Raw genomic sequence first — 22,135 nt, forward strand, 5'->3', positions numbered from 1 at the left:
AACGGCAAGTTGACAAATCCAATTCGGTTATGTTGCGAACGATCAAGCAATAGTGTCGAAGTCATTCATATACCGTAATTTCGTGGAGTCTATTGACGGCATTGTCCATTATTCTTGTTGGCAGTAACTGACTCAGGCGAACAGCCTGCTCCAGTTCGGTTGACAACACGTTGAACTGGGGATCTAATCATTGATGGGCGGGGGAATACCTTGAAAAGGAGATATCCTGCGCGATAACTACTATAAAGGACGTAAACGGCAACACCATGAATATGCCGTCAATCAAGTTATATGCGCTCTCACTCAAGAAAGTTCGTACTTTCATGCACAGGCGTGGTTTCGACGACGCCGTATTGCTGGCCAATACCGAATTACATTCAAGTGATCTTGATGACCCCTACCGGCTAATTAGCCAGGAACAGGCGCGGATGTTCTACCGCAACGTGGTCGATCTGTCCGACGACCCGGGACTTGGTCTGGAAATTGGTTGGATGACCAGCATCACCGAAAAGGGCCCGCTTGGCTTGATGCAAATTGTTGCCCGCACCGTGCTCGAAGCGGTGGAAGAGGGTTGGGCTTCCCGGGATACCTATAATGGACTGATCGACTGGAACTATGAAGTCAATGCAGACGCCGTGGTTCACCACGTCGCTTGTCAAGAAGAATACGAGCCGCTGCGGATTTTCCTGCTGGAGCGTGGGTTAGGCATGCTCCAGGCCCATGCCGAGGAACTGGCTGGATCAGAGGCGAAACCTACCAAGGTACTGGTCGACTACAAGGCCCAAAAGAATTTTAAGCGTTATCAGGAAATATTCCGCTGCCCGGTGTACTTTGAAGAGAAAGTTGTTGAGATACATTATCCGGCTAGTTATCTCAACCAGAAATTAGACGGCCATGACCAGCCGGCCCACGATACGCTTGAAGTGCTGCAGCACAGTTTGCTGAAGAAACTGTCTGCTGAAAAAGATATTGTCGATGAAGTCAAAATGGCCCTGCGCAGAAAGCCCGGCCAGTTCCCCAACCTCAATCAGGTAGCGAGCAAACTGGCCATGTCGCCGAGGACGCTCAGGCGTAAGCTGGGCGCGGAGGGCGTGCGATTTCAGGATTTGCTGGACAATAAGCGACGTAAGGTCGCAGAGGACTATTTGTCCAACTCCGACTTGACGATCCAGCAGATTGCCGAGCAATGTGATTTCAGCGACGGGCAGAATTTTTCCCAGGCCTACAAGCGCTGGACGGGAATGTCACCCACCGAGTACCGCAATTCCCACCGGAAATAGGCTGGGTCAGTTACATTTTTCTCAGCATGCTGATGGGCAATAGCTTTATCAACTTCGCCACCAGAGTCCAGGGCCAGGGCGGCACATAGCGGAAGCTCACTCTTCGTTCGATCAAGTCAGCCATGATTCGTGTCCCCTTCTCTGCGCTCACTACAAATGGTCTGCTGCTCAAGGCGCGGTTGAGGTCTGTGTCGATATAGCCCGGCGCCAGTTCGGTTACCGTGATTGGCTCGCTGTAGGTCTCGCAACGCAGCGCCTCCAGGTACTTGCTGAAGCCAGCCTTGCTGGCGCTGTATGCTCCTTGCCCTCGCATACCGCGTAGTGCAGCGACGGAAGTGATGCCGACCAGTTGTCCCTGTCCCTGTTCGCGAAACAGTTCAACAGCAGCCTCTGATGTGGCCATGGCGGCGGCCAGGTTGACCTGAATCGTTTTTCGCATCTGTTCGAAATTGCCCTCTCCAATTCTGGCAGAAAAAGCTACCCCAGCGTTGACGATGACAATATCCAGCCCGCCCAATTCCTCCGCGCACTGGCGCAGTGCAACCGGTACGGCATCGAATTCTTCCACATCCAGCGCTCTGATACAGATTTGGGAAGCCTGTCCCTGCAATTCAGCCTGGAGTCGCTCGAGATCTTCCAGCGAACGAGCGGTAAGGGCAAGTTTGTAGCCGCGGGCTGCGAACTGCCTGGCCAGACCTTCACCCAGGCCGCGCGAAGCCCCGGTAATAAAAACAGATTTGCTCATTCGTGCTCCGCTAGAGTGTCGTAGTGGGGCGCACCAGCGGCGTGCCTCAAGGTTCGATCATGATTTTGCAATGGCCGTTGGGCTGCATCAAATCCGCAAACGCCTCTGGCACTTCGTCCAGCGACACGCTGCGGGTAATCAACCCGTCGGTCCGTATTCTGCCAGACTCGAGAATTCGAACAATGAACTTGAAGTCTTCCAGAGAGTAGCCGAAGGAGAAGGTGATACGGATCTTTTTCTGGGCAGCGGTCAGTGAAGTGATGGGCTCCGGCTCCATGGAGGCGCCTACAGAGACAATATGGGTGCCGGTTGCAGCTGCGTCGATCAATTGCTGCAACATGGGTCGACCAACACACTCGACGATGACGGTGGGTACCACGCCGGTGATGTCTTTGAACGCCTGAACGGGATTAGGGTTTTTTCCTGCGTAGATAGTGTCGGTGGCGCCCGCCAGTTTGGCGCGAGCCAGCCTTGCCTCATCCAGGTCGGATATCACCACGTTCTCGGCGCCGAAAAAGCGGGCCCACTTGAGAACAGCGATGCCGATAATGCCAGCGCCGATGATCAGCACATTGGACCCCATGGGCAGTTGGCAATCCCGGAACGCGGCGAGCCCTACGGCCAGGGGCTCCACCAGCGCAGCTTGCTGGTTATTGACAGCGTCAGGCAGTGGTGTGCTGACGGCAGCCTGAACAATGACGTATTCCGCATAAGCACCGTGAGTGGTAAAGCCGATCAAGTCGGGGTTTTCGCACTCTTCGTACAGACCCTCAAGGCAGGGTGGACACTGACCGCAGAACATGAAGGCCAGGGAAGTAGCTCGATCGCCAACGTTCCAGCCCGTGACACCCTCTCCCAAGGCAGCCACCTCACCGGAAAATTCGTGTCCGAATGCGATACCCTCGGAAGCGACAGATGCCTGGTAGGCGTGAAGATCCGAGCCGCAGATGCCGCAGGCCGCGACTTTCAGTAACAATTGACCGGGTCCCGGTTGTGGCATTTGTATATCGCTTACCGCCAGTGCTTTGTCGGCTCCTTCGAATGTGACTGCTTTCATCGTCTATCTCCTGATTGCCGGGCGATAATCACCCGTTCATTTTTTTTGCTAAATGTTATCGGTGCCAGAAACGGAAGACCTGGCACCCTCCCGCAGTACCTCGAAGCGCACTGGTGCGTCTAGCTGCAGTTCGGTCTGCACGTTGCCTAGCATCGGATTCCAGTCTTCATACGAACTGAAATCAGTCAGTACCTGCCAGATCGCGGCGGGTTCCCACGCAATGCCGATGCTTTTGTTTATATCGTAAGAAAACACTATGAATTTACTCTGTCACGCTTTGTCGCGAGCGATGTGCTTCTTGTACGTGCGTTGGGCCTTCCAATTCAGCAACTTATTGATCATCTTATCCTTCAGGCTTGGAGGTGCGAAGCCGTAGAGGCCCCAGAGCTTCTTGACCATGAAAATCATCTCTACCGAGAACCCCTGTCGGTCGTTGTTGTAGGTGATGGCTCCTGTGTCCTTGATGACTATCGGCTCGATATTACTCTGCATTCCCATTTTCTGGGTTGTCTCGAAACAGGCATCGAAGTCCTCGACGTCCGGAAAGCAGATGGCAAAGTTCATCACCCCGATGTCCCCCAGGCGGTAGTCCGGCGATCGGGGCCGGCTGTCTCGATACTGAGAGACCACCAGGTACATATCATCCAGGCGCAGTGTCTGGAGACGTTCGAGTTTGCCACCTTCCTGCCAGAAGGTTTTGTGTTGGAATCTGTCCTCACAGGGAGTGAAGCCAAAACCGTCACACATGTCCTCGACGGTGGTTGGCAGGTTCAGACTGGATATTCCCAGTCCAACAATTTTCGCCGGCCGGTCGCCGGGCACCAGGTCGGGGTCCTCCACCAGTTCCAGCAGAATGCCGTCCGGGTCCTTGAGCAGAGCGTGGGTGAGATGTTCAGGATCTTCATTGTACAATAACGCAACTACGCTACCCCCGGCGCTCATAGCGATATCGCTGACCTGCTCCAGTGATTTAACGGCGATTATTATCCTGTTGTAGCCCTCGTCGGTCAGCTTGTGATCCTCGCGCAAAGGCCGCGATTCCGGGTTCTCGAACTGGAAAAGCTCCAGCTGAAATAACTCTCGATCATCTATCAGCCACTGAGTGGAGGAGGCGACGTTCTCCATCCCTTGTACCTGGTCAGCCTGCGCTCCGCGAAACTCGGCGGTACCAAAGATATGATCCATGCCAAATACATTGGTGTAGAAATCTGTACCGCGCTTTTGATCACTGACTACTACTGCAATCTGCCCAATGCGTCTGTTCATTTTGGCGGTCTCTGTCGTTTGCACCGCCCGCGATGACGGGGGCGGTAATGCTAGAGGGTGATAGTAATAGGCAGTGATCGAAAAGGCTGTCGGAAAAGCGGCCAGTAAGCATTGAATTTGGGACAATATGCTTCCGCATCGCTTATGTGGCGGCTGTATTTTCTTTTTGTAAACTCACACTTTATATATGGCCGCAAACCACATGCCGCCGTCCTTATTTCCTGTTGCCCGAAGTGGGGGGCATGCATATTGTTTGGTTTCTACTGACGCACGCCGATTTTTATTGGGGGCGTTGATCGATGTTTAACAAGGAATAATGACTATGGCCCAACTCCCTTATGCTCTGGATAAATATGCAATGACGTCGAGACGTATTCCGACCAACGGCATTGAACTAAACGTATTTGAGGCCGGTTCTGGCCCCCTTGTTCTGCTGTTACATGGCTTCCCGGAGTGCTGGGCCAGTTGGGGGCCACAGATTACCTACTTGCTGGACCGGGGATATCATGTGGTTGTGCCCGAGATGCGTGGTTACGGTGAAAGCGACGCACCTGCGGCAGTGGCGGCTTACGATACTGTGGAACTTGCTGCCGATGTGGCGGGTTTGATCGAGGCCTATGGCGAGGAGCCAGCCGTGGTCATTGGGCATGACTGGGGTTGTACTGTGGCCTGGCATGTTGCCTGGCTACACCCGGAAAAGCTGGCGGGTATAGGCGGCTTATCGGTACCCTGGTTCGGTCGCGGTGAAGTGCCGATCCTGGATATAATCACCGCACTGTACCCGGATGACTATTTCTATATCACAGACTTCCAGCGGCCAGAGACTACCGAACTGTTTGACCGGGATCATCAAGAGACGCTGACCCGGGTGATGCGGGGTCATATGGATATGCTCGGTCAGCCCGCCGATGAGCGCAGTTTCCTGGAGCGCATCACCATGCCGGATACGCCGGTAGATTTCATGCATCAGGACTTTATCGAGTATTTGGTAAGTCGTTATCGCTTCCATGGATTCGAGCCGCCCCACAACTGGTACCGCAATTTCACGCGCACCTTCGAGCGTACCGCCGCGCATGCGGCTGACGTCATTACTGTGCCGGCCATGTATCTCACTGGAACCGGCGAGTGGACTGTTGAACTGGCACAGTCCCTGGGCATTGACGAACTGGCGCTGTTTTCGGATCTGCGTGTCACCGGCCTTGCTGAAGCGGGGCACTGGTTGGGCCAGGAGAAGCCGGAATGGGTGAACGGGAAGGTCAGCGAGTTTTTGCAGACTATCGATTACTGATGAAAAGTATGGGGAACCGCGGTGACCGGCGCGGTTTCTCAGCAGGTCGCCAGCGCCGCAAGGCACGCTTGCTACATATGGATGGGTGAGCCATCCAGCCCCAGCGCTGCTTCCATTACTCCTTCCGACAAAGTCGGGTGGGCGTGAATCATGCGGGTAATATCTTCCGGTAACAATTCCGCGGTCTTGGCCAGGAGAATCTCGTGCAAGATCTCAGTGGCGTTCAGACCGACCACATGGCCGCCCAATATTTCGCCGGTTTCTGGGTCCGCAATCAACTTGACCAGACCCTCGGGCTTACCCACGGCCACGGCCTTGCCGATCCCGCGGTAGGGGAACACCGACTTCTTGATCAGGATACCCTTACTCTTTGCCTGGTCCTCGCGCAGCCCGAAGCCTGCCACCTGAGGTTCACAGTAAATGGCCGAGGGTACGCTGTCGGGGTCAACTCGCTGTATGTCGCCTGCATGCCCGGCAATGTATTCAACAGCGATTTCCCCTTCCCGGGAGGCGACGTGGGCCAGCAGGGGCGTGCTGGTTACGTCACCGATGGCAAATACACCCTTGGCCGAAGTCTGGTTGTAATCACCCACCGGGATAAAGCCACGCTCATCGGCTTTAATGCCCACGGTATCCAGCCCAAGGTCCTCGGTGTTGGGCCGGCGCCCGAACACTACCAGAGCCTTCTCCGCAGTGACGCTGATGTCACCTTCGGGCGTAGTGAGGGCAACCTTAACCGTTTTAGCTGTGCGCTTGAGGCCGGTGGCGCGGGTGCCGGTGTGCACTGTAATGCCAGCCTTGTTGAAACTGTGTTCCAGTATCGCTGCGCATTCGAAGTCCTCGGTGGGCAGCAGGTGATCGACCATCTCTACTACAGTCACTTCCACACCGAAGGCGTTCATTACGAAGGCGAACTCACAGCCTATGGCACCGCCGCCCAGGATCACCAGCGATCTGGGTAGCGTTTTCATGTCGAGGATGCCGGTGGAGGAGAGCACCTGCTTTTCGTCAAACTCGAAGCCCTTGATGTCCATTGGACGTGAGCCGGTGGCGATGAGAATGTTCTTTGCTATCAGTGTTTCACCGCCCTCTACTGCCACTTTGCCGGCACCTGCAAGGCGGGCGCGCCCCTTGACTACTTTTACCCTGTTCTTGCGCAGCAGGCCTGTCACGCCTCCGGCCAGGGCACTGGCGGCGCCCCGTGAGTTGGCGTGAACCACGCCGTAGTCCAGGCCTTTGCGGTCTACTTTTACGCCCAGTTTTTCCATTGCGGCCAATACGTGAAAGTCCTCGGCCTGCTGGATCAGGTTTTTTGATGGAATGCAGCCCCAGTTGAGGCAGACGCCCCCCAGGGTATCCATCTCCACCACGGCCACTGACAGACCCAGTTGGGCTGCGCGTATTGCGGCGACGTAGCCGCCGGGCCCAGCGCCGATGATGACAATATCCAGTTTCGAATCGGCCATGTTGTGCTCCCGAATAAATTGTTTTCGTTAAGGTATAGGTGGCTGAAAATCATCGCGGAACAGGCCGCGTTCTATGCCCAGGCTGAGGGCGCGCTGTACATCCACCACGCGCGGTCCATGGGGGTCGAACAGGACTTCCCACTTGCGTTCGCTATCGACTGCCAGTTCGCGCTCGCCATCGAAGGCGAATACGCCCTTACTGGTGTGAACCGGTGTACGTCCGGCAAAGCGTGCATGCTCGCTTATTGCCACCCTGATCACCAGACCGGGGGCCATAGGGGCTGTGACGTGGACAGCGGCAGGGTGGTCAAGGGCGCCGAACTGAAGGTGCAGGCCCTCACCGCAGCCCTGTTCCAGCGGTTCCAGGCAGCCTCCAATGGCTGATAAGCCGATGCTGTCGGGTCGGGCCTGGGCGAGAAACAGCTCGCTGACCGAGTGACCCTCCCAGACCGCTACTGCGCCGGTGTCCAGGATGTCTATCACGGCGATGTCTACCAGAGCATGGGAGACTTCCTCTCCATCTGCCAGCAGACGCAGTATGGGGGCTCGCTGTAATGCTTCCTCGCCTGCAGCGGCGCGGATTAGGCATGCCGCGGCCATGCCTGCCAGAGTGCCTTCCAGCATGCGTGGAAAGGCATTGTTGGTGCCGGTGGAAATCGGGATCAGGGGTACTTCACCACAGTGGCTTGCCACCGCACGGCTGGTGCCGTCGCCACCCAGTACCAGGATACAGCCAAAACCCTGTTCACACATGAGGGTGGCGGCGCGTTCGGTGTCAGTGCGACTCCCCAGTAACCAGGGCATTTCCAGTATGCCGGCATCGATGCTCTGTAAGCCGTCCGCCGCGGTTTCTATGGCCCGTTCACCCAGTTTGCTGGGGTCCGGGGCAATACGTACCCGCTCTACGCCAAGGGCATCCAGGGCGCGCAGCATGCGCACCACGGCGTTGATTTTTTCACTGTGAGTGGAGTTTGCGCCGTGCGCGACCAGACGGCGCAAGTCCTTGCCCGCGGCTGGGTTGACGATGATGCCTACGCTCTTCATAGCTTTACTGTGCTGGGTTCAGAGAATGCAGCGGACCCTCGCGATGGCGTGAGTCCGCAACTGTTCAGGCGAGCATCAGTTCGGGAGATGTTATGCAGCGACGCAGCGTTACAACGAAGGCCGCAAAGGGGTCGCCGTCCATGACGCGGTGATCGAAGGTGAGACTGAGTGGCATCATCTTCCGCTTCCTGATCTTGCCTTTATGTATGACCGCGCGGTCCATGATCATACCCGGTTGCACTATCACCGCCTGGGGCAGGTTGAGTACCGGGGTCGACCAGCAATAGACCCCTTCACCACCAATAGCTGAAGTGGGAGACAGGGTTATGGTGCCGCCCTCGGTCTCGCCGGGGGCCAGGCGGCCTTCCCGTGCCCGTGTGGCCAGGTCGCGCAGTTCGCTGTCAATCTGCACCAGGCCCTTGCGCTCGGCGTTGCGCAGTACTGGCACAACAAGGCCGCTGTCGAATTCACCCTGGCCAGGCAGGGAAACTGCGATGCCGACGTTGACCTCGTTGTACAACACAACCTCGTCACCGACGATGGCGGCATTGGCGATAGGAACGGCCTGACAGGCCACTGCAATCGCTTTCACCATGAAGGCGTTCAGGGAGACACGGGTGCCGTAGCTGTCGGCATGGTTTACGAAATGGCTTCGGGCCTTGAGCAACCTGGTAGCGTCTACCTCGGAGAACTGTGAAAGCTGTGCAGAGGTTTGCAGGCTTTGCATCATGTTGCGGGCAATGGCACCGCGCATACTCTTCAGCGGTACAGTCCCCTTGACGGTGAGAGTGCCCGGTGCCGACATGGCCGTTGCAGGTGCCGCGGCGCCTACCTTGGCAGCTAGCACATCGCGCTTCACAATGCGCCCGCCGGGACCTGTGCCCTGGATGGCAGACAAATCGATGCCTTTATTCCTGGCCAACTTGCGCGCCAGGGGTGAGGCTTTGATACGCCCACCAGCTGCAGCGGCCGGTGCTGCAACAGGGGCGGCTGGCATCACCGCGCCGGTAGAGGTCAGGTTCTCGTCGAACACTACTTCCGGAGCTGCTGCCTCGGCTACGACTCCACCACTGATTTCTGCGTACTCTTCTGCACTGTGTGCGAACTGACCGATAGCCGATTCTGCGGGCACTGTTTCACCGGCTGCAACCTTGATATGGAACCAGCCCGCTACCGGCGCTTCCACGTCATAGACCACTTTTTCTGTTTCGACCTGCATTAACGGGGCGCCGCGCTCGACCTGCTGGCCTTCAGTGACCAGCCACTCGATGATGGTGCCTTCGTTCATGCCCATTGCCAGTTTCGGCATTACATAATCTGTTGCCATGATACCGAGCTCCTATTGGCAGACGTCGCGAACCGCCGCCTCGATGGCGTCGGGGTTAGGTGCCACGTAGGGCTCCATATGGCCGCCCGGCAGGGGGATATCGGGGATGCATACACGGCGAATGGGGGCATCCAGCATGTCGAAGCCCACATCGACCACCTGGGCCGCAATCTGGCTGGCCGTGCTGCGGCTGTCCCAGCTCTCGTCCACGATGACCAGGCGACCGGTTTTATCTACAGACTTGAGGATGGTGTCGATATCCAGGGGCGAGACGGAGCGCGGATCGATGATCTCCACGCTGATGTCTCCCTCTAGCTTGTCGGCCACTTCCACGGCGTTCTTGTACTGGATGCCGTTGGCAACCAGGGTTATGTCGCTGCCCTCGCGCTTGACCTCGGCAACCCCCAGCGGGACCTCGTAGGCTTCCTCTGGTACGGGGCCGCGGTCCATCATGGTGCCCAGGTGCCAGATAAAGGCTACCGGGTTGGGGTCGCGAATGGCAGATATCATCAGACCCTTGGCGTCGTAAGGTGTGGACGGCATGCAGACCTTGATACCCGGTACCTGGGCGATCATGTTATGCACCAGCATGGCGTGCTCGTTGCCCAGACGCATGCCTGAGCCACAGGCACCGGTAATCACCATCGGCAGTGACATCTGGCTGCCGTGAATGAAACGGAACTGGGCGGTCTGGGCCAGGATGGGGGAGGCTGCGTTGAGGAAAAAGCCGGCGAACATGAAATCGACGATTGGCTTGAAGCCTTCCATGGCGGCGCCAAAGGCGGTGCCGTACATGCCGACCTCAGCCAGAGGGGTGTCGACGATCCGGTCTGTGCCAAACTGCTCTACCAGGCCCATGGTGTGGGGAAAGATCCCCCCCGCGATGTCCTGGCCAACCATGAACACGCTCTCATCGCGCTCCATCTCCTGCTGGTAGGCTTCTTTGATGGCTTCAACCAGTGGTAATTCTCTTACTTCGCTCACAATAATTCTCCTGGGCAAGGGCTATGCGTAAACACCGGCCTGCAGTTCTTCGATGCTGGGCAGGGCGATGGGGCTGTCGTCGGCGAATTTCTCTACGACCACGACTTCCTCTTCCGCCTCCTTGATAATCTTGTCGATCTGCTTCTGGGTCAGCACTTTTTCCGCCAGTACGCGCTTGGTGGCCAGCACCAGTGGGTCGCGTTGCTTCAGTTCCTCCAGGTACTCGGGATCCCTGGGTTCGGCGCGCGCCAGGTCCGGCGTGCCCACGTCGTGCTCGCGCAGGCGCACTGTCTTGGCCTCCACAAAGGTCGGGCCCTTGCCTGCCAGGGCATGTTTCCGAGCCGCGATCACTGTTTCCGCAACTGCGAACACGTCCTGTCCGTCAATCACCACGGCGGGCATGCCGTAACCCTGGGCCAGGCTGGAGATATCCGGCATGGGGTGCATGTCGTCGGCAGTGGAGTGAATCGCCATGCCATTGTTTTCACAGAAGAAGATGATTGGCAGCTTCCAGTTCATGGCAGACAACATGGCCTCGTGGGCGCCGCCCTGGCCGTAGGAGCCGTCTCCGGAGGCCATCAGTACCACCTGGTTACCCTTGCGCTTGGAGGCCCAGCCCCAGCCGACAACCGGGCAGAAATGCCAACCGATAAAGCCCGAGGCGCCATAGACTTTCTGTTCCGGAAAAGACCAGTGGAAACTGGAGCGACCGCCGCAGCAGCCGTCTGCCTTGCCGGTGTGTTCTGCCAGGTAGCGGCCCACGTCGATACCCTTGCCGGCCATGTAGGCCATGCCGTGAGCGCGATGGTGAGGATTGAGAATGTCGTTCTCGCCCAAAAAGGTACTAGCGCCCACCCCGGCTGCCATGGCCCCGTCGCCGGGGTGATAAAAGCCGATGAGCTTGCCCTGCATAATGCGGTTCATCATCATTTTGTCGAAATGATCGGCGCGCACCAGGTTGCGGTACAGCGTTTTCATTTGTTCCTTGCCCAGAGCCATGGGGTTCCTCCTGCAGGATTAAGGCTGCCTGTATTGGCAGCGATAAAATTATTGTGTTTCAGACCTGCCGTTTGCAGGCTGCGTGTTGCTGTTTCAAATAAGATACGCAGTATGCCTGCATGCCTGAAGTTGAATTGGGGACAGATAAGTGTTCTATGGGGCCAACAAGGTACTACCAGCTTAGCTGCCTGTAGTTGATAAAATTGGCGGAGAGCCTGCCCCGCTTTATCGGGTATGAATACCTGTAAGCCTGACCGGATTTCAACCTCGCTTGTCCCCAAACGGTATTCAGTAAGCTCACGCGGCCCGACATAATAGCTCCGACGATTTGTGTCCAGGAGACTAAGTGCAATGACCAACACGAACTTTACAGGCAAGAATGTGCTTATCACCGGCGGCGGATCTGGTATTGGGCGAGCTCTGGCACATGCTTTCGCCGATGAAGGCGCCAATGTGACCATTACCGATATTAATCAGGAGCGAATCGACCAGGTTGTGAGTGAGGTTCAGTCCAGAGGCGTTCGCGCGGCGGGTTATAGCGTCGACCACGCTTCGGAAGATGAGAGCAGAAAATTTGCAGAACGCCTACTAGCAGACCAGGGCCATGTTGATGTGCTGTGTGCCAATGCCGGCGTGGGAGAGGGGAGTTTGTTGGAGAAAGCCGACATGGAAGACTGGCGCTGGGTCATGGGCGTCAATTTCTGGGGCGCCGTCTATGCCTTGCGTTACCTGGTGCCGTCCATGATCGAGCGTGGCAGCGGATCAGTGTTGATCACGGCCAGTGGTGCCGCTCTGTTTCCCGGGCCCGGAATGTCGATATACCACGCCAGTAAAGCGGCCGCCTGCAGCCTGGGCGAATCCCTGAGTGTTGAGCTTGCCCCGCAGGGGATCAACGTCAGTGTGCTGTGCCCGGGAATTATCAAGACCGCGATTGCCGCCGACTCACGTATGCATTTTGGCAATGAGGAGGCGGATAAGAGGACTGCTATAAACGCCGTGGAACTGTATGCCAGCGACCGCGCAGTGGAGCCAGCAGTGGTCGCGGCAGATGCCCTCAATGGACTGCGTAAAAGTAAGCTGATTATTCCCTCGCCGCGGTCTCATGTGTTACCAGGCTGGTTGCTTCACAGGCTGTCCCCCGGACTTTTCGGTCGCTTCATCGCCTTGCCCAAATGGCGCAAGGGGGAGATGATCAGCGGCATCAATGTGCGCTAGCGCTAGTGTGTTTATCCAACTAAGCAGAGGAACCGAAAATGATTCTTGGCGTAAACCATGTGGCACTGTCAGTCCCGGATATGGACCGGGCATTGCAATTTTATTGCGATTTGCTCGGGTTTAAAAAGCTGGTAGAAACAGGATGGGCTGCGGGCACGGAAGAGGCAGATACGATTCTCGCAGTGGCGGGTACGTCAGCTCGCGCATGCCACGTCGGCACAGAAAACCTGTTGATCGAGCTGTTTCAGTTCGGCGACTGTGATCCCGCACCCCAGGATCCGCGCCGCCCCGTGATCGACCATGGCATCACGCATATTTGCCTGGCCGTGACCGACCTGGATGAAGAGTACGCCAGGCTCAGCGCCGCCGGGATGCAATTCAACTCACCACCTACGGGCGTCGGTATTCCCGGTGTCCGTACTGTCTATGGCCGGGATCCCTTTGGTAACGTGGTGGAACTGGAAGAGGCCATCGGCCGCGTGAAGCCACAGCAGTCGCCGATGCCGGTGGTCTGACCCGCGCCCGTTCTGTCGAGTGAAAATTGATGATGAGCGTAGTGCTAGGCGTTCCTTTGTATAGCAGGAGAAAGTAATGAAATTTTCACGATATCTCGTTCTATTCGCGCCCTTTTTGTCTATAGCGTTTCCAATATTACTGGCGGCCCAGGAAAACCTGATCTCAAGGAATGAATCTACTGATGTCAGTGGAGTAAAGCTTTTCTATCGGGGCGATTACGATGGGGAGACGGTTACGGCCTCGAATGGCGCGATTGTCAACAAGGGCTATCATGCCAAGATACTCCGCGATGTGGAAAACGCCACCAAGGTGTTAAAGGTAACGGAGGGTGTATACACAATCGTTGGCTATAGTCTTTCCAACTATACTTTTATTGAAGGAAAAACCGGCCTGATCGCCTTTGATTCCGGTAATAACATGGGGATGGGTAAGGCCGCGCTGTCGAAGATCCGAGAGGTCACGGATAAAAAAGTTCAAAATATCATCTATTCCCATCATCACTATACGAACGGTTCGAGAGCCTACCAGGACGATGCCGGGGAACAGCTGAATGTCTATGCCCACCCAAATGTCGAGAATTTAATCAAGTCGACCTCCCTGACTCTTGGGCCGATGCAGATACGCCGTGCAGGCATTCAATTGGGCTACTACTTGCCAGAGGAAGGACCTGATGCGTATTTTGGTCCAGCTGAGCCTACGTTTGATGATCCTGCTCTGAGCGAAAGCGGGCATCTTACGGTTACTCATCCTGTAAAGAACGGCCAGACCGTCGTTATTGATGGTGTAAAAGCAGTTTTCTATCACATTATTGCTGATTCGCGGGACAGTCTCGTGGTGCATTTTCCCGATCTTGACCTGATTCTGCATAATGCAGCAATTACAAACACTGCCTTTCCTCTCTATACCTTGCGAGGAGACTACTACCGCCGTCCCAAGGAGTTAATTGCCGGTATTGATATTATTCGCCAGATCAAGCCTACCTATTTGCATGGCGCTCATGGAAAGCCCATTAGATCGAAGCAGGAAGCTTATGAAATAGCGACAGCACACAGGGACCTTTATTCTTTTATCTATAACCAGTCGGTACGCGCTATAAATTTGGGTATGACACCGGATGAGATGGTAAATACGATCCGTATCCCCGAGCATCTTGATCAGCATCCGTGGCTTTTCCCTGCCTATATTGACAACGAATACAGCCTGCGGGGTCAGTACCGTGGCATGGTGGGTTGGTACGATGAGGATACTGCTGAACTACACCCACCGCTTCCTGGTGAACTGGCGTCTGTGCTAATTGAAGGTTTCGGTGGTATAGACAATATGATTGCTGCGGCTCAGCGAGCTTTCGATCAAAGGAAGTACAACCTATCGGCAAAGCTTCTTTCTTTTGCATTGGATGGAGACGAAGATAACAAAGACGCACGCATGTTAAAGGCAAAGGCGCTGCGGGCTATGGCACATGCCACTCGAACTGGCATTCAGACACGCAATTTCATGCTGACACATGCCAGACACCTGGAAGGCAAGCAGGACTGGACCAAGCAGGCAGAGCATTCAATCATGCCACCTCCTACATTCGCCAGTTTAGAGGGCCTGCCGGTCGGATCCCTGGTCGAGATACTAGAAACCCAGATTGATCCGGCCAGGAGCAGTGAGATCAACAAGGTTATTCGGTTTGCCTATAGTGATGTGGGAGAAGAGTGGGCCATTCATGTGCGGCGTGGTGTCGCCGAGGTGTCAACGACTCTACCAGAGTCCGTCGATGCTTCCCTGAGTATCACTCGCGGCGGATGGATCAGGATTGCGCTCAAGCAGACATCACTAGAGCAAGAAATAAAAGGTGGTAGTGCTGTGATCGGCGGTGACCCGGCATCTCTGGCTTCTGTGCTGAGTGTATTTCAGTAGGCAGTACATAAAATTTTTCCCATGTCGGCCATTTGCCGGAAATCAGCAGTATTCGACCGCATGCCATCTTCAGGCCTCTCAAGGCTGCCATTATGCTGTGTATCAAGAGACAACCAGCCAGTCTGCTCAAGCATGCAGCTGTTGACCGTGCAAACTATTTGGGAGGGTTACTGAATGCAGCAATCAGATGTCGTCATCTATGGGTTAAGTGGGTATACGGGAAAATTGATTGCAGAGTCTTTGCACAACCGTGGTATTCCGTTCACCGGAGCAGGCCGCAATGCGCAAAAAATGGCTGCAGCACTTGAAATAGTCGCCGAACGTGCTGGTGTCGATAAAGTCGACGCTGCAATAGCCACTGTCAGCCATGATGACGAGGCGCTTACCGCTCTGTTTAGCGAGGCAAAGGTCGTTGTTAATGTGACTGGGCCCTTCATGCAAATGGGCGAGACGGTGGTTAGATCAGCGTTGGCCGCCAATTGCCACTACCTGGACACCACCGGGGAGCAGGATTTCATGATCGCTATGCGCACCGACTACGGCGATGCCTACGCGGCAAAGGGTTTATTGCTGTCTCCGGCCTGTTCTTATATGTGGACTATGGGTGCGCTGGCAGCGGAGGTGGCTTTGGAGAACTCTGCCATCGACTCACTGGAACTTTCGTATATCAGTGCACAGGGCGCGCCTTCCATCGCATCCAGCCAATCGTTTATGCGTATGCTTGCTGCCCCTCACTACTATCTCGCCAACAATGAGCTGATGCCATGGGCGTTGGGTCGCACCTGGGACCTTACAATTCCTGGATATGCCAAGGTCTTCAAGGCTTCGTCCTGGGGTGGTGCGGCGGAGCCCATCTGGTACCAGAACGACGACAGGGTTCGCAATTGCACTGTATATCAGTGTGCGGAAGATAACGATCTGATGGAAATGATCATTGGCGGAGTTGCGCAGATTATCGAAGGGGCAGCTGGTGATGAGCAAGCGCGGGAGGAAATGGCTATCGCCACTGCGGGCACTATTGTGCAAGAGGAGCCTCCCAAGGAAGACCCGCTGCTACACCGCGGCACGATTCACTGTAATGGTATGGGTTCAAAAGAAAAAAACTTCTGCACGCTGAATTTCCACTCGCCCTATGTTATTACCGGCGAATTCATCGCCCACGGCTGTGAGCATTTACTTGCAGGTGCTCCAATAGCGGCAGGTTTCGCCTCGGCGGCCAGTGCGTTCGGTCACAGGGAAATCTTGGAAATGCTGGAAAGACAGCACTTCGTCGACGTCACCGAGGGATAAATCATGCGCATGAATGCCTATATCGCGGGTATCGGGATGACCAGGTTTGGCAATCACCTGCAAAAGCCGTTGAAGCAACTCGCCGGAGATGCCATCACACTGGCGCTGCAAGATGCTGGTCTGGACGCAGGCGATATGCAAGCGGCTTACATGGCTAATGCAGCCGGCGGTTTGATTGTAGGCCAGGGCATGATTGGGGGGCAGGTGGCCTTGCGCGAGTTGGGCATAGGGCAGATACCCGTGCTGAATATTGAAAACGCCTGCGCATCGGCGTCTTCTGCCTTCAACCAGGCCTGTGCCATGGTCTCGGCAGGTTATTACGATGTCGCGCTGGTGTGCGGCTATGAAAAGCTTTTCCACAAGGATAAGCGGCGCACATTTGCCGCTTTTTCCGGCGCGGTCGATGTCGAATCCGAGCTGGGCTTACAGGGTCTGTTGCAAGGAATATGTGATGACCTGGGTGTAGAGGCTCCCAGCGCTGAGGGCGCGGACAAGCGTTCAGCATTTATGGATATCTATGCAGTAAGCGCCCGTTACCACATGCAAAAATATGGGACTACTGCGGCCCAGTTCGCTGCTGTCAGTGCCAAGAACAGTCTTCATGGTAGCCTTAACCCCAATGCCCAGTACCGTGATGTGCTGTCGGTGGAAGATGTACTGGCTGCCAGGGGTATTGTCGAGCCGTTGACACTGCCCATGTGTTCGCCTATCGGTGACGGGGCAGCCGCAGTGATAGTCGTCAGCGAACGCAAGGCGCGCCAGATGGGTTTGTCCAGCCCTGTGCGCGTGGTGAGCTCGGTGCTTGGCTCGGGGTGGGATCACGGGGTTAATGAACCCAACCTGGGAACACACTGCGCGCAAGCTGTATACGAAGAAGCCGGGGTAGATCCCCGGGATATCAGCTGTGTTGAACTCCACGATGCCTCTGCTCCCTCAGAAATACAGGCCTATGAATACCTGGGTCTGTGTGAGCCGGGGCAGGGCGGAGCACACGTGTAAAGTGGCGCCAGCACCCTGGGTGGTGCGCAGCCGGTCAATACCTCGGGCGGGCTCTTGCGCAAGGGTCACCCGGTAGGCGCTACCGGCACCGCACAGATTTGTGAGCTGACACTGCAGTTGCAGGGCAGGGCGAGTGAACGACAGGTAGAAAATGCCCGCTTGGGACTGGCACACAATGCCGGTGGCAGTCTGAAGACGGATACGGCCGCCACGGTAGTGACATTGCTGCAACGGGACGAGTTCAGCGGATGACTGCCCCCCCGAAACATTTGCACAAGATCCGTCGTAACGGTGACTTCATCAATCCTGTTTTGGTGATGAAAGTAATTGCGGAGCATCCTGCGGTGAACGACGGGTATGTCCAGGGCATACCCAGTGCCAATAAAGTGTATTGCGCTTAGGTCGCTATTTTTATGCTGAATTGCAAAACCGTTTTCATCACAGGGGCCGGTTCCGGTATTGGGGCGGCCACAGCCAGGTATTTTTCTGATCACGGCTGGTTTGTCGGTCTGTATGACCTCAATCTGGAATCGGTTAGAACACTTTCATCTGATCTGGGTGGCAATACTTGCTTTGCCCAGCTGGATGTTACAGTGCCCGATTCTGTGGCGGCAGCGTTCACTCACTTTGCTGAGCTTACCGGTGGTCGACTGGATGTCATGGTCAATAACGCCGGGCTGTTTCAGGATAAGCCCTTTGTGGAAGCTGATCTCGAGTTTCTGCATTTGATGATGCGGGTGAATATGGAGGGCGTGGTGAACTGCGCTCAAGCCGCCTACCCATTGCTAAAAACTACCTCGGATTCCCATTTGGTCAATTTGGGCTCGGGCTCCTCTATATACGGGATCCCCAGCAACGCAGTCTATTCATCGAGTAAGAGCTTTGTTCAGGGTTTGACTGAAGCACTGCGTGTGGAGTGGGAAAAAGATGATATTACCGTCAATGTGGTGATGCCGCTTTATGTCGCCACCCCAATGACGGAAGGCGTTAAGCTAACCCATAGCAAGGGTTCGAAAATGTTGACAGCCGAAGATATAGCGGCAGCGGTCTACGAGGCTGGAACCACCAAAGGGATGTACTGGGTGATGCCGTTCAAGGCTCGCCTGTTGTTTACTTTGCTACGGAAAATGCCTTCCATCTGGCTTCATGGCTTCGCAAAAATCTATCTGTCGGGTAAGCGCTGAATGGCCTATTTCGCGGACAAAGTCGCTGTAGTAACGGGTGCTGGAAGCGGAATAGGGCGAGCCCTGGTTGTGCAACTGGCGGGCCAGGGTTGCCATCTGGCGATTTCAGATATCAATGAGGAGAACCTCGCTGAGACGGTGTCGCTGATACCGAAGATTGACCAGGTCACAGTGAAAGCCAACACCCTGGATGTTTCTGACCGCAAGCAATTTTCCGCGTACGTCATAGGGGTTATGGCCGAATTCGGCCGGGTTGATGTAGTGATCAATAACGCGGGGATTTCTGGCCGTGACGTGACTATGGACGAATTCGATTATGCCGACTACGAGCGGGTTCTCAATGTGAATCTGTGGGGTGTTATCCACGGTAGTCATGAGTTCCTACCGCACTTGATAGCCAATCCAGGGTCTCACCTGGTGAATGTTTCAAGCATTTTTGGTTTGGTGGCACCTCCCATGGCAGGAGCATATTGCGCCAGTAAATTTGCTGTCCGTGGCTATACGGAAGCTTTGCGGACCGAGCTGCGCGATAGAAACGTACACGTCACCTGTGTGCACCCGGGAGTCGTTGCCACGAATATTGCCGCTGCTGCCGGCCTGGATGAAGAAACCATCAACACCTTTTCTACGAGAGGGCTGACGCCAGAAAGGGCAGCACGAAAAATTCTGAAGGGTGTCGAGAGGGGTAAGGCCAGAGTACTGGTAACCAGCGGAGCCTATCTGCTGGATTGTTTACAGCGGCTAATGCCGGGAGGCTACCGCTCGTTAATGCTCCCCATCATTGGTATCAAGAGCAATAAGTTGAAATAGCAAAAAACTGTCCCATGGAGGAATACTGGTCATGAGTCTACCTAGTCAAGATTTGAATGATCGGCTCAGTTTTACCGGGCTGGATAGCCAACTCGATGAGTTAACGCTTGAGTTTCAACAAAACCTGCACCGCCTCGCTGTTGAAGTATTGCGTCCGATAGGCACTGAACTGGACCGCATGACCCCGGAAGCAGTTATTGCAGAGGGTTCGCCCTATTGGGATGTCTGGACCGAGTTTAAAAAACTGGGTGCGAGTTTTTCGCTGTTGTATTCTCTCGAATCCCTGCAGGCCGCCCGCCTTATGAGCGTGATGCTCGAAGAGCTGACCTGGGGCGATGCCGGTCTGGCTATCTCACTGTCAGTTTCAGGAACACCCTGGCTGCTCGCCCATCATTTTGACAACCAGTTCCTGCTGAACAATATCCCAGAGGATTCCATCGGTTGTTGGGGCATTACCGAGCCTGACCATGGTAGCGATATGGTTGATTTCAACGGAGTTGCCATGAGCCCCGGCAGCAGCCAGTCACGACCCAACTGCATCGCCACAATCAAGGGCAATGAAGTGGTGATTAACGGTCAGAAATCCGCCTGGGTATCCAACGGCACTGTCGCCCAGTACAGTGCACTTTTCTGCAGCTGTGATCGTGGCAACGGCCTGGAAAAGGTCGCGTTGGTTGTCCCGCTGGATGCCAAAGGTGTTACTCGCGGTAAGCCGCTGGAAAAAATGGGGCAACGCGCTCTGCCGCAAGGCGAGATCTATTTCGACAATGTCAGCATTTCCACGGATTGGCTGATTGCCCCGGTGGAGCAGTACCAACAGGTAGCCAGAGCGCAATTGACCGAAGCCAATGGCGGTATGGGCATGATGTTTGCCGGCTTGGCGCGGGCCGCATTTGAAGAGGCACTAAACTATACCCATGAGCGCAAGCAGGGTGGTGTGCCCATTATTGGGCATCCGGGCGTACGTTCCAGGTTACTGCATATGTTTCGCAAGGTAGAAGCGGCTCGCGCCCTGGCGCGGCGCAATGCTGAATACAATATGACCGCACCGCAGCCGGAACTGCTCGGTTCGATCTCCAGTAAAATTACCAGTACCCAAGCGGCGTTTGAAGTAGCCAGCGATGCGTTACAGTTGTTTGGCGGGAATGGTATGACTCTCGAGTACCCGATTGAAAAAATGCTGCGCGATGCGCGTTCCTCGATGATAGAAGATGGTTGCAATGACGTTCTAGCGATCAAGGGGGGTAGTGAATTGGCCCAGGGTAAACTGCATAGCTAGTGTCGCTGCCGAAGACGTTAAAATGGTTCACTCTTACCATGAGTGCGAAGGGTAATGCCATGATAACGTCCATTTTTCAGAGTCGGGTAAATAGTTGGAGAAATGTATTTCTATGGACAGAATGGTTATTGATAACGAGGCATTCCTCTCAAGCTTGAAGAGTCAAAAACGGTTACGTTTGCTCTTCAGTGTATTGCTGGGCGCATCCTGCTCCACGGCCTTTGCCGAGAATTGGGAGCCTATGACAGGTGCGGATACTCTCCATCAATTTATTGCTGGCGCCACTGCAGAAATCAGTTTGACACCAGGGGTGACCGCCGTCGGAAAATACAATGTCGATGGTACAGCACAAATCAAGGCATGGAATGAAACCTTCCTCCGTCGTTGGGCGGTCAAAGGTGAGGATCTCGTCTGCTATTCTTCAGATGAAGAAACCAACTGTTTTCGTTTTGAAAAGAATCTGGACGACCCGGGCGCGTATCGTTCACAGAATGTAAAGACCAATGAATGGGTAGTCTTTCGAAGAGTTGAAGGTGAGGAGGGCTCCTTCAGTGGCAAGGGCCCGGGGGAAGATGATGTGGGTGGGCTGGGTACGCCATCCGCTGCCGAAATCGCAGCCGAGCTATCTGACCCCAATACCAGCCTTGGCAGTATGAACTTTCAGTTCGACTATATTGCCTACAAGGGCGATATACCTGGCGCGGGGGGCGCCGAGGCGCAGCGGGTGCTGTTTCAACCTTCGCTACCCTATAAGCTCAGTGAGACCAGCAACCTGTTCCTGCGTCCAGCCGTTCCCGTAATATTCAAACAGGATGTACCTGGGCGAACCGGTGGCTTTAACTCGGAAGGGGTTGACCTGGGAGACATCTCCTTTGATGCATCGTTGGCCAAAACGCTGCCCGGGGGCTTTGTGATGCTGGCTGGGCTTGCGGGTACGCTACCTACGGCTACCAATAGCAAACTGGGTCTTGATCAGTGGCTCCTCGGGCCTGAAGCTGCCCTGGCGACAGTGCGTCCCTGGGGAGTGGCGGGTGTTCTGGTAAGCCACCAGTGGGACGTGGCCGGTGAAGATGATTACGACACGAGTGTTACAGGGGGCCAGTACTTCTATGCGATCAACATGGGCGACGGTTGGCAGATCAACGCGTCGCCGACTTTTTCGTATAATCATGAGGCCCCCAGTGATGACAAGTGGTCATTCCCATTGGCGATCGGCGTCTCCAGAACCGTTATTTTAGCGAGCCGCCCCTGGAAATTTGGCGTGCAGTACTGGCATTATCTGGAAACACCAGACACATTCGGTCCCGATTACCAGGTCCGTTTTTCACTGTCGCCGGTGGTCAAGCTGCCTTGGTGACACCTTCAGTCGGCAAAGAATATGGGACCAATCTGGCCGTTTTCTAAGAGCGACTTTTCTGCCAGTTGCTACTCCAGTTTAGCCCGCCAACCGAAGGTTGTGTATTTTCCTCTGAGTCATGGTT

Annotated in this window: 19 protein-coding genes and 1 pseudogene; 11 read left to right on the forward strand and 9 right to left on the reverse strand. The window is 55.3% G+C overall.

Going from position 1 to position 22,135, the window contains the following annotated elements; translation table 11 throughout:
* The first annotated feature begins 266 nt into the window (after nt 1-266).
* Nucleotides 267-1,280: an AraC family transcriptional regulator gene (locus C0039_RS10695; protein ID WP_076001515.1), complete on the forward strand. Its 1,014-nt coding sequence runs from the start codon at nt 267-269 to the stop codon at nt 1,278-1,280.
* A gap of 10 nt (nt 1,281-1,290) precedes the next feature.
* Here C0039_RS10695 and C0039_RS10700 read toward each other — a convergent pair whose 3' ends face one another.
* Genes C0039_RS10700 through C0039_RS10715 form a run of 4 tightly spaced genes read right to left on the reverse strand, consistent with a single transcriptional unit; the run spans nt 1,291 to nt 4,348 of the window.
* Nucleotides 1,291-2,025, reverse strand: coding sequence for an SDR family oxidoreductase (locus tag C0039_RS10700; protein ID WP_076001514.1), 735 nt, complete (start codon nt 2,023-2,025; stop codon nt 1,291-1,293).
* 46 nt (nt 2,026-2,071) lie between these two features.
* Entirely contained in the window at nt 2,072-3,082 is a 1,011-nt protein-coding gene (locus C0039_RS10705; RefSeq protein WP_076001513.1) for a zinc-dependent alcohol dehydrogenase, read from the reverse strand.
* A 48-nt stretch (nt 3,083-3,130) separates the two neighbouring features.
* On the reverse strand, nt 3,131-3,337 hold the full coding sequence (locus tag C0039_RS10710; RefSeq protein ID WP_101518050.1) for an SRPBCC family protein: 207 nt from the start codon (nt 3,335-3,337) through the stop codon (nt 3,131-3,133).
* A 15-nt stretch (nt 3,338-3,352) separates the two neighbouring features.
* Nucleotides 3,353-4,348 (reverse strand): VOC family protein, encoded by a 996-nt coding sequence (locus C0039_RS10715; RefSeq protein ID WP_101518051.1) that lies wholly within the window; start codon nt 4,346-4,348, stop codon nt 3,353-3,355.
* A gap of 322 nt (nt 4,349-4,670) precedes the next feature.
* Between C0039_RS10715 and C0039_RS10720 the strand changes: the two genes are divergently transcribed.
* Complete coding sequence (locus C0039_RS10720) at nt 4,671-5,636, forward strand: alpha/beta fold hydrolase (protein WP_165787097.1); 966 nt, start codon at nt 4,671-4,673, stop codon at nt 5,634-5,636.
* A gap of 71 nt (nt 5,637-5,707) precedes the next feature.
* Here C0039_RS10720 and lpdA read toward each other — a convergent pair whose 3' ends face one another.
* The 5 genes from lpdA to C0039_RS10745 form a co-directional block, all read right to left on the reverse strand.
* Nucleotides 5,708-7,102, reverse strand: coding sequence for a dihydrolipoyl dehydrogenase (lpdA, locus tag C0039_RS10725; protein ID WP_076001511.1), 1,395 nt, complete (start codon nt 7,100-7,102; stop codon nt 5,708-5,710).
* Between the two features lie 27 nt (nt 7,103-7,129).
* On the reverse strand, nt 7,130-8,146 hold the full coding sequence (locus tag C0039_RS10730) for an ATP-NAD kinase family protein (RefSeq protein ID WP_101518052.1): 1,017 nt from the start codon (nt 8,144-8,146) through the stop codon (nt 7,130-7,132).
* Between the two features lie 64 nt (nt 8,147-8,210).
* Complete coding sequence (locus C0039_RS10735) at nt 8,211-9,473, reverse strand: dihydrolipoamide acetyltransferase family protein (RefSeq protein ID WP_207796425.1); 1,263 nt, start codon at nt 9,471-9,473, stop codon at nt 8,211-8,213.
* A 12-nt stretch (nt 9,474-9,485) separates the two neighbouring features.
* Complete coding sequence (locus tag C0039_RS10740) at nt 9,486-10,457, reverse strand: alpha-ketoacid dehydrogenase subunit beta (RefSeq protein WP_076001509.1); 972 nt, start codon at nt 10,455-10,457, stop codon at nt 9,486-9,488.
* Between the two features lie 21 nt (nt 10,458-10,478).
* Complete coding sequence (locus tag C0039_RS10745; RefSeq protein WP_101518053.1) at nt 10,479-11,456, reverse strand: thiamine pyrophosphate-dependent dehydrogenase E1 component subunit alpha; 978 nt, start codon at nt 11,454-11,456, stop codon at nt 10,479-10,481.
* A gap of 351 nt (nt 11,457-11,807) precedes the next feature.
* Between C0039_RS10745 and C0039_RS10750 the strand changes: the two genes are divergently transcribed.
* From C0039_RS10750 to C0039_RS10790, 9 genes and pseudogenes are all read left to right on the forward strand, one after another.
* A complete protein-coding gene (locus C0039_RS10750; protein WP_076001507.1) occupies nt 11,808-12,671 on the forward strand; it encodes an SDR family NAD(P)-dependent oxidoreductase in 864 nt (287 codons plus the stop codon).
* A gap of 38 nt (nt 12,672-12,709) precedes the next feature.
* Nucleotides 12,710-13,186: a VOC family protein gene (locus C0039_RS10755; protein ID WP_076001506.1), complete on the forward strand. Its 477-nt coding sequence runs from the start codon at nt 12,710-12,712 to the stop codon at nt 13,184-13,186.
* A 76-nt stretch (nt 13,187-13,262) separates the two neighbouring features.
* A complete protein-coding gene (locus C0039_RS10760; protein ID WP_084179884.1) occupies nt 13,263-15,092 on the forward strand; it encodes an alkyl sulfatase dimerization domain-containing protein in 1,830 nt (609 codons plus the stop codon).
* Between the two features lie 174 nt (nt 15,093-15,266).
* Nucleotides 15,267-16,382, forward strand: a complete 1,116-nt coding sequence (locus C0039_RS10765) for a saccharopine dehydrogenase family protein (RefSeq protein WP_076001505.1) — start codon at nt 15,267-15,269, stop codon at nt 16,380-16,382.
* 9 nt (nt 16,383-16,391) lie between these two features.
* Nucleotides 16,392-17,633, forward strand: a pseudogene (locus tag C0039_RS10770) (thiolase family protein).
* A 161-nt stretch (nt 17,634-17,794) separates the two neighbouring features.
* On the forward strand, nt 17,795-18,565 hold the full coding sequence (locus C0039_RS10775) for an SDR family NAD(P)-dependent oxidoreductase (RefSeq protein ID WP_076001503.1): 771 nt from the start codon (nt 17,795-17,797) through the stop codon (nt 18,563-18,565).
* Complete coding sequence (locus C0039_RS10780) at nt 18,566-19,375, forward strand: SDR family NAD(P)-dependent oxidoreductase (protein WP_076001502.1); 810 nt, start codon at nt 18,566-18,568, stop codon at nt 19,373-19,375. It abuts the gene before it with no gap.
* A 31-nt stretch (nt 19,376-19,406) separates the two neighbouring features.
* A complete protein-coding gene (locus C0039_RS10785; protein ID WP_101518054.1) occupies nt 19,407-20,654 on the forward strand; it encodes an acyl-CoA dehydrogenase family protein in 1,248 nt (415 codons plus the stop codon).
* A gap of 112 nt (nt 20,655-20,766) precedes the next feature.
* Nucleotides 20,767-22,011, forward strand: coding sequence for a hypothetical protein (locus C0039_RS10790; protein WP_101518055.1), 1,245 nt, complete (start codon nt 20,767-20,769; stop codon nt 22,009-22,011).
* Nucleotides 22,012-22,135: the final 124 nt, after the last annotated feature.

Origin of the sequence: Pseudohalioglobus lutimaris (genome assembly GCF_002866825.1) — a bacterium.
Lineage (GTDB): Bacteria > Pseudomonadota > Gammaproteobacteria > Pseudomonadales > Halieaceae > Halioglobus > Halioglobus lutimaris.

Excerpts from the sequence above, each read along its gene's own strand:
- C0039_RS10730 (WP_101518052.1), bottom strand. The coding sequence starts at position 8,146 with ATGAAGAGCGTAGGCATCATCGTCAACCCAGCCGCGGGCAAGGACTTG.
- C0039_RS10775 (WP_076001503.1), top strand. The coding sequence starts at position 17,795 with ATGCTGAATTGCAAAACCGTTTTCATCACAGGGGCCGGTTCCGGTATT.
- C0039_RS10780 (WP_076001502.1), top strand. The coding sequence starts at position 18,566 with ATGGCCTATTTCGCGGACAAAGTCGCTGTAGTAACGGGTGCTGGAAGC.
- C0039_RS10695 (WP_076001515.1), top strand. The coding sequence starts at position 267 with ATGAATATGCCGTCAATCAAGTTATATGCGCTCTCACTCAAGAAAGTT.
- lpdA (WP_076001511.1), bottom strand. The coding sequence starts at position 7,102 with ATGGCCGATTCGAAACTGGATATTGTCATCATCGGCGCTGGGCCCGGC.
- C0039_RS10720 (WP_165787097.1), top strand. The coding sequence starts at position 4,671 with ATGGCCCAACTCCCTTATGCTCTGGATAAATATGCAATGACGTCGAGA.
- C0039_RS10745 (WP_101518053.1), bottom strand. The coding sequence starts at position 11,456 with ATGGCTCTGGGCAAGGAACAAATGAAAACGCTGTACCGCAACCTGGTG.
- C0039_RS10755 (WP_076001506.1), top strand. The coding sequence starts at position 12,710 with ATGATTCTTGGCGTAAACCATGTGGCACTGTCAGTCCCGGATATGGAC.
- C0039_RS10765 (WP_076001505.1), top strand. The coding sequence starts at position 15,267 with ATGCAGCAATCAGATGTCGTCATCTATGGGTTAAGTGGGTATACGGGA.
- C0039_RS10715 (WP_101518051.1), bottom strand. The coding sequence starts at position 4,348 with ATGAACAGACGCATTGGGCAGATTGCAGTAGTAGTCAGTGATCAAAAG.
- C0039_RS10790 (WP_101518055.1), top strand. The coding sequence starts at position 20,767 with ATGGACAGAATGGTTATTGATAACGAGGCATTCCTCTCAAGCTTGAAG.
- C0039_RS10750 (WP_076001507.1), top strand. The coding sequence starts at position 11,808 with ATGACCAACACGAACTTTACAGGCAAGAATGTGCTTATCACCGGCGGC.
- C0039_RS10785 (WP_101518054.1), top strand. The coding sequence starts at position 19,407 with ATGAGTCTACCTAGTCAAGATTTGAATGATCGGCTCAGTTTTACCGGG.
- C0039_RS10760 (WP_084179884.1), top strand. The coding sequence starts at position 13,263 with ATGAAATTTTCACGATATCTCGTTCTATTCGCGCCCTTTTTGTCTATA.
- C0039_RS10735 (WP_207796425.1), bottom strand. The coding sequence starts at position 9,473 with ATGGCAACAGATTATGTAATGCCGAAACTGGCAATGGGCATGAACGAA.
- C0039_RS10700 (WP_076001514.1), bottom strand. The coding sequence starts at position 2,025 with ATGAGCAAATCTGTTTTTATTACCGGGGCTTCGCGCGGCCTGGGTGAA.
- C0039_RS10705 (WP_076001513.1), bottom strand. The coding sequence starts at position 3,082 with ATGAAAGCAGTCACATTCGAAGGAGCCGACAAAGCACTGGCGGTAAGC.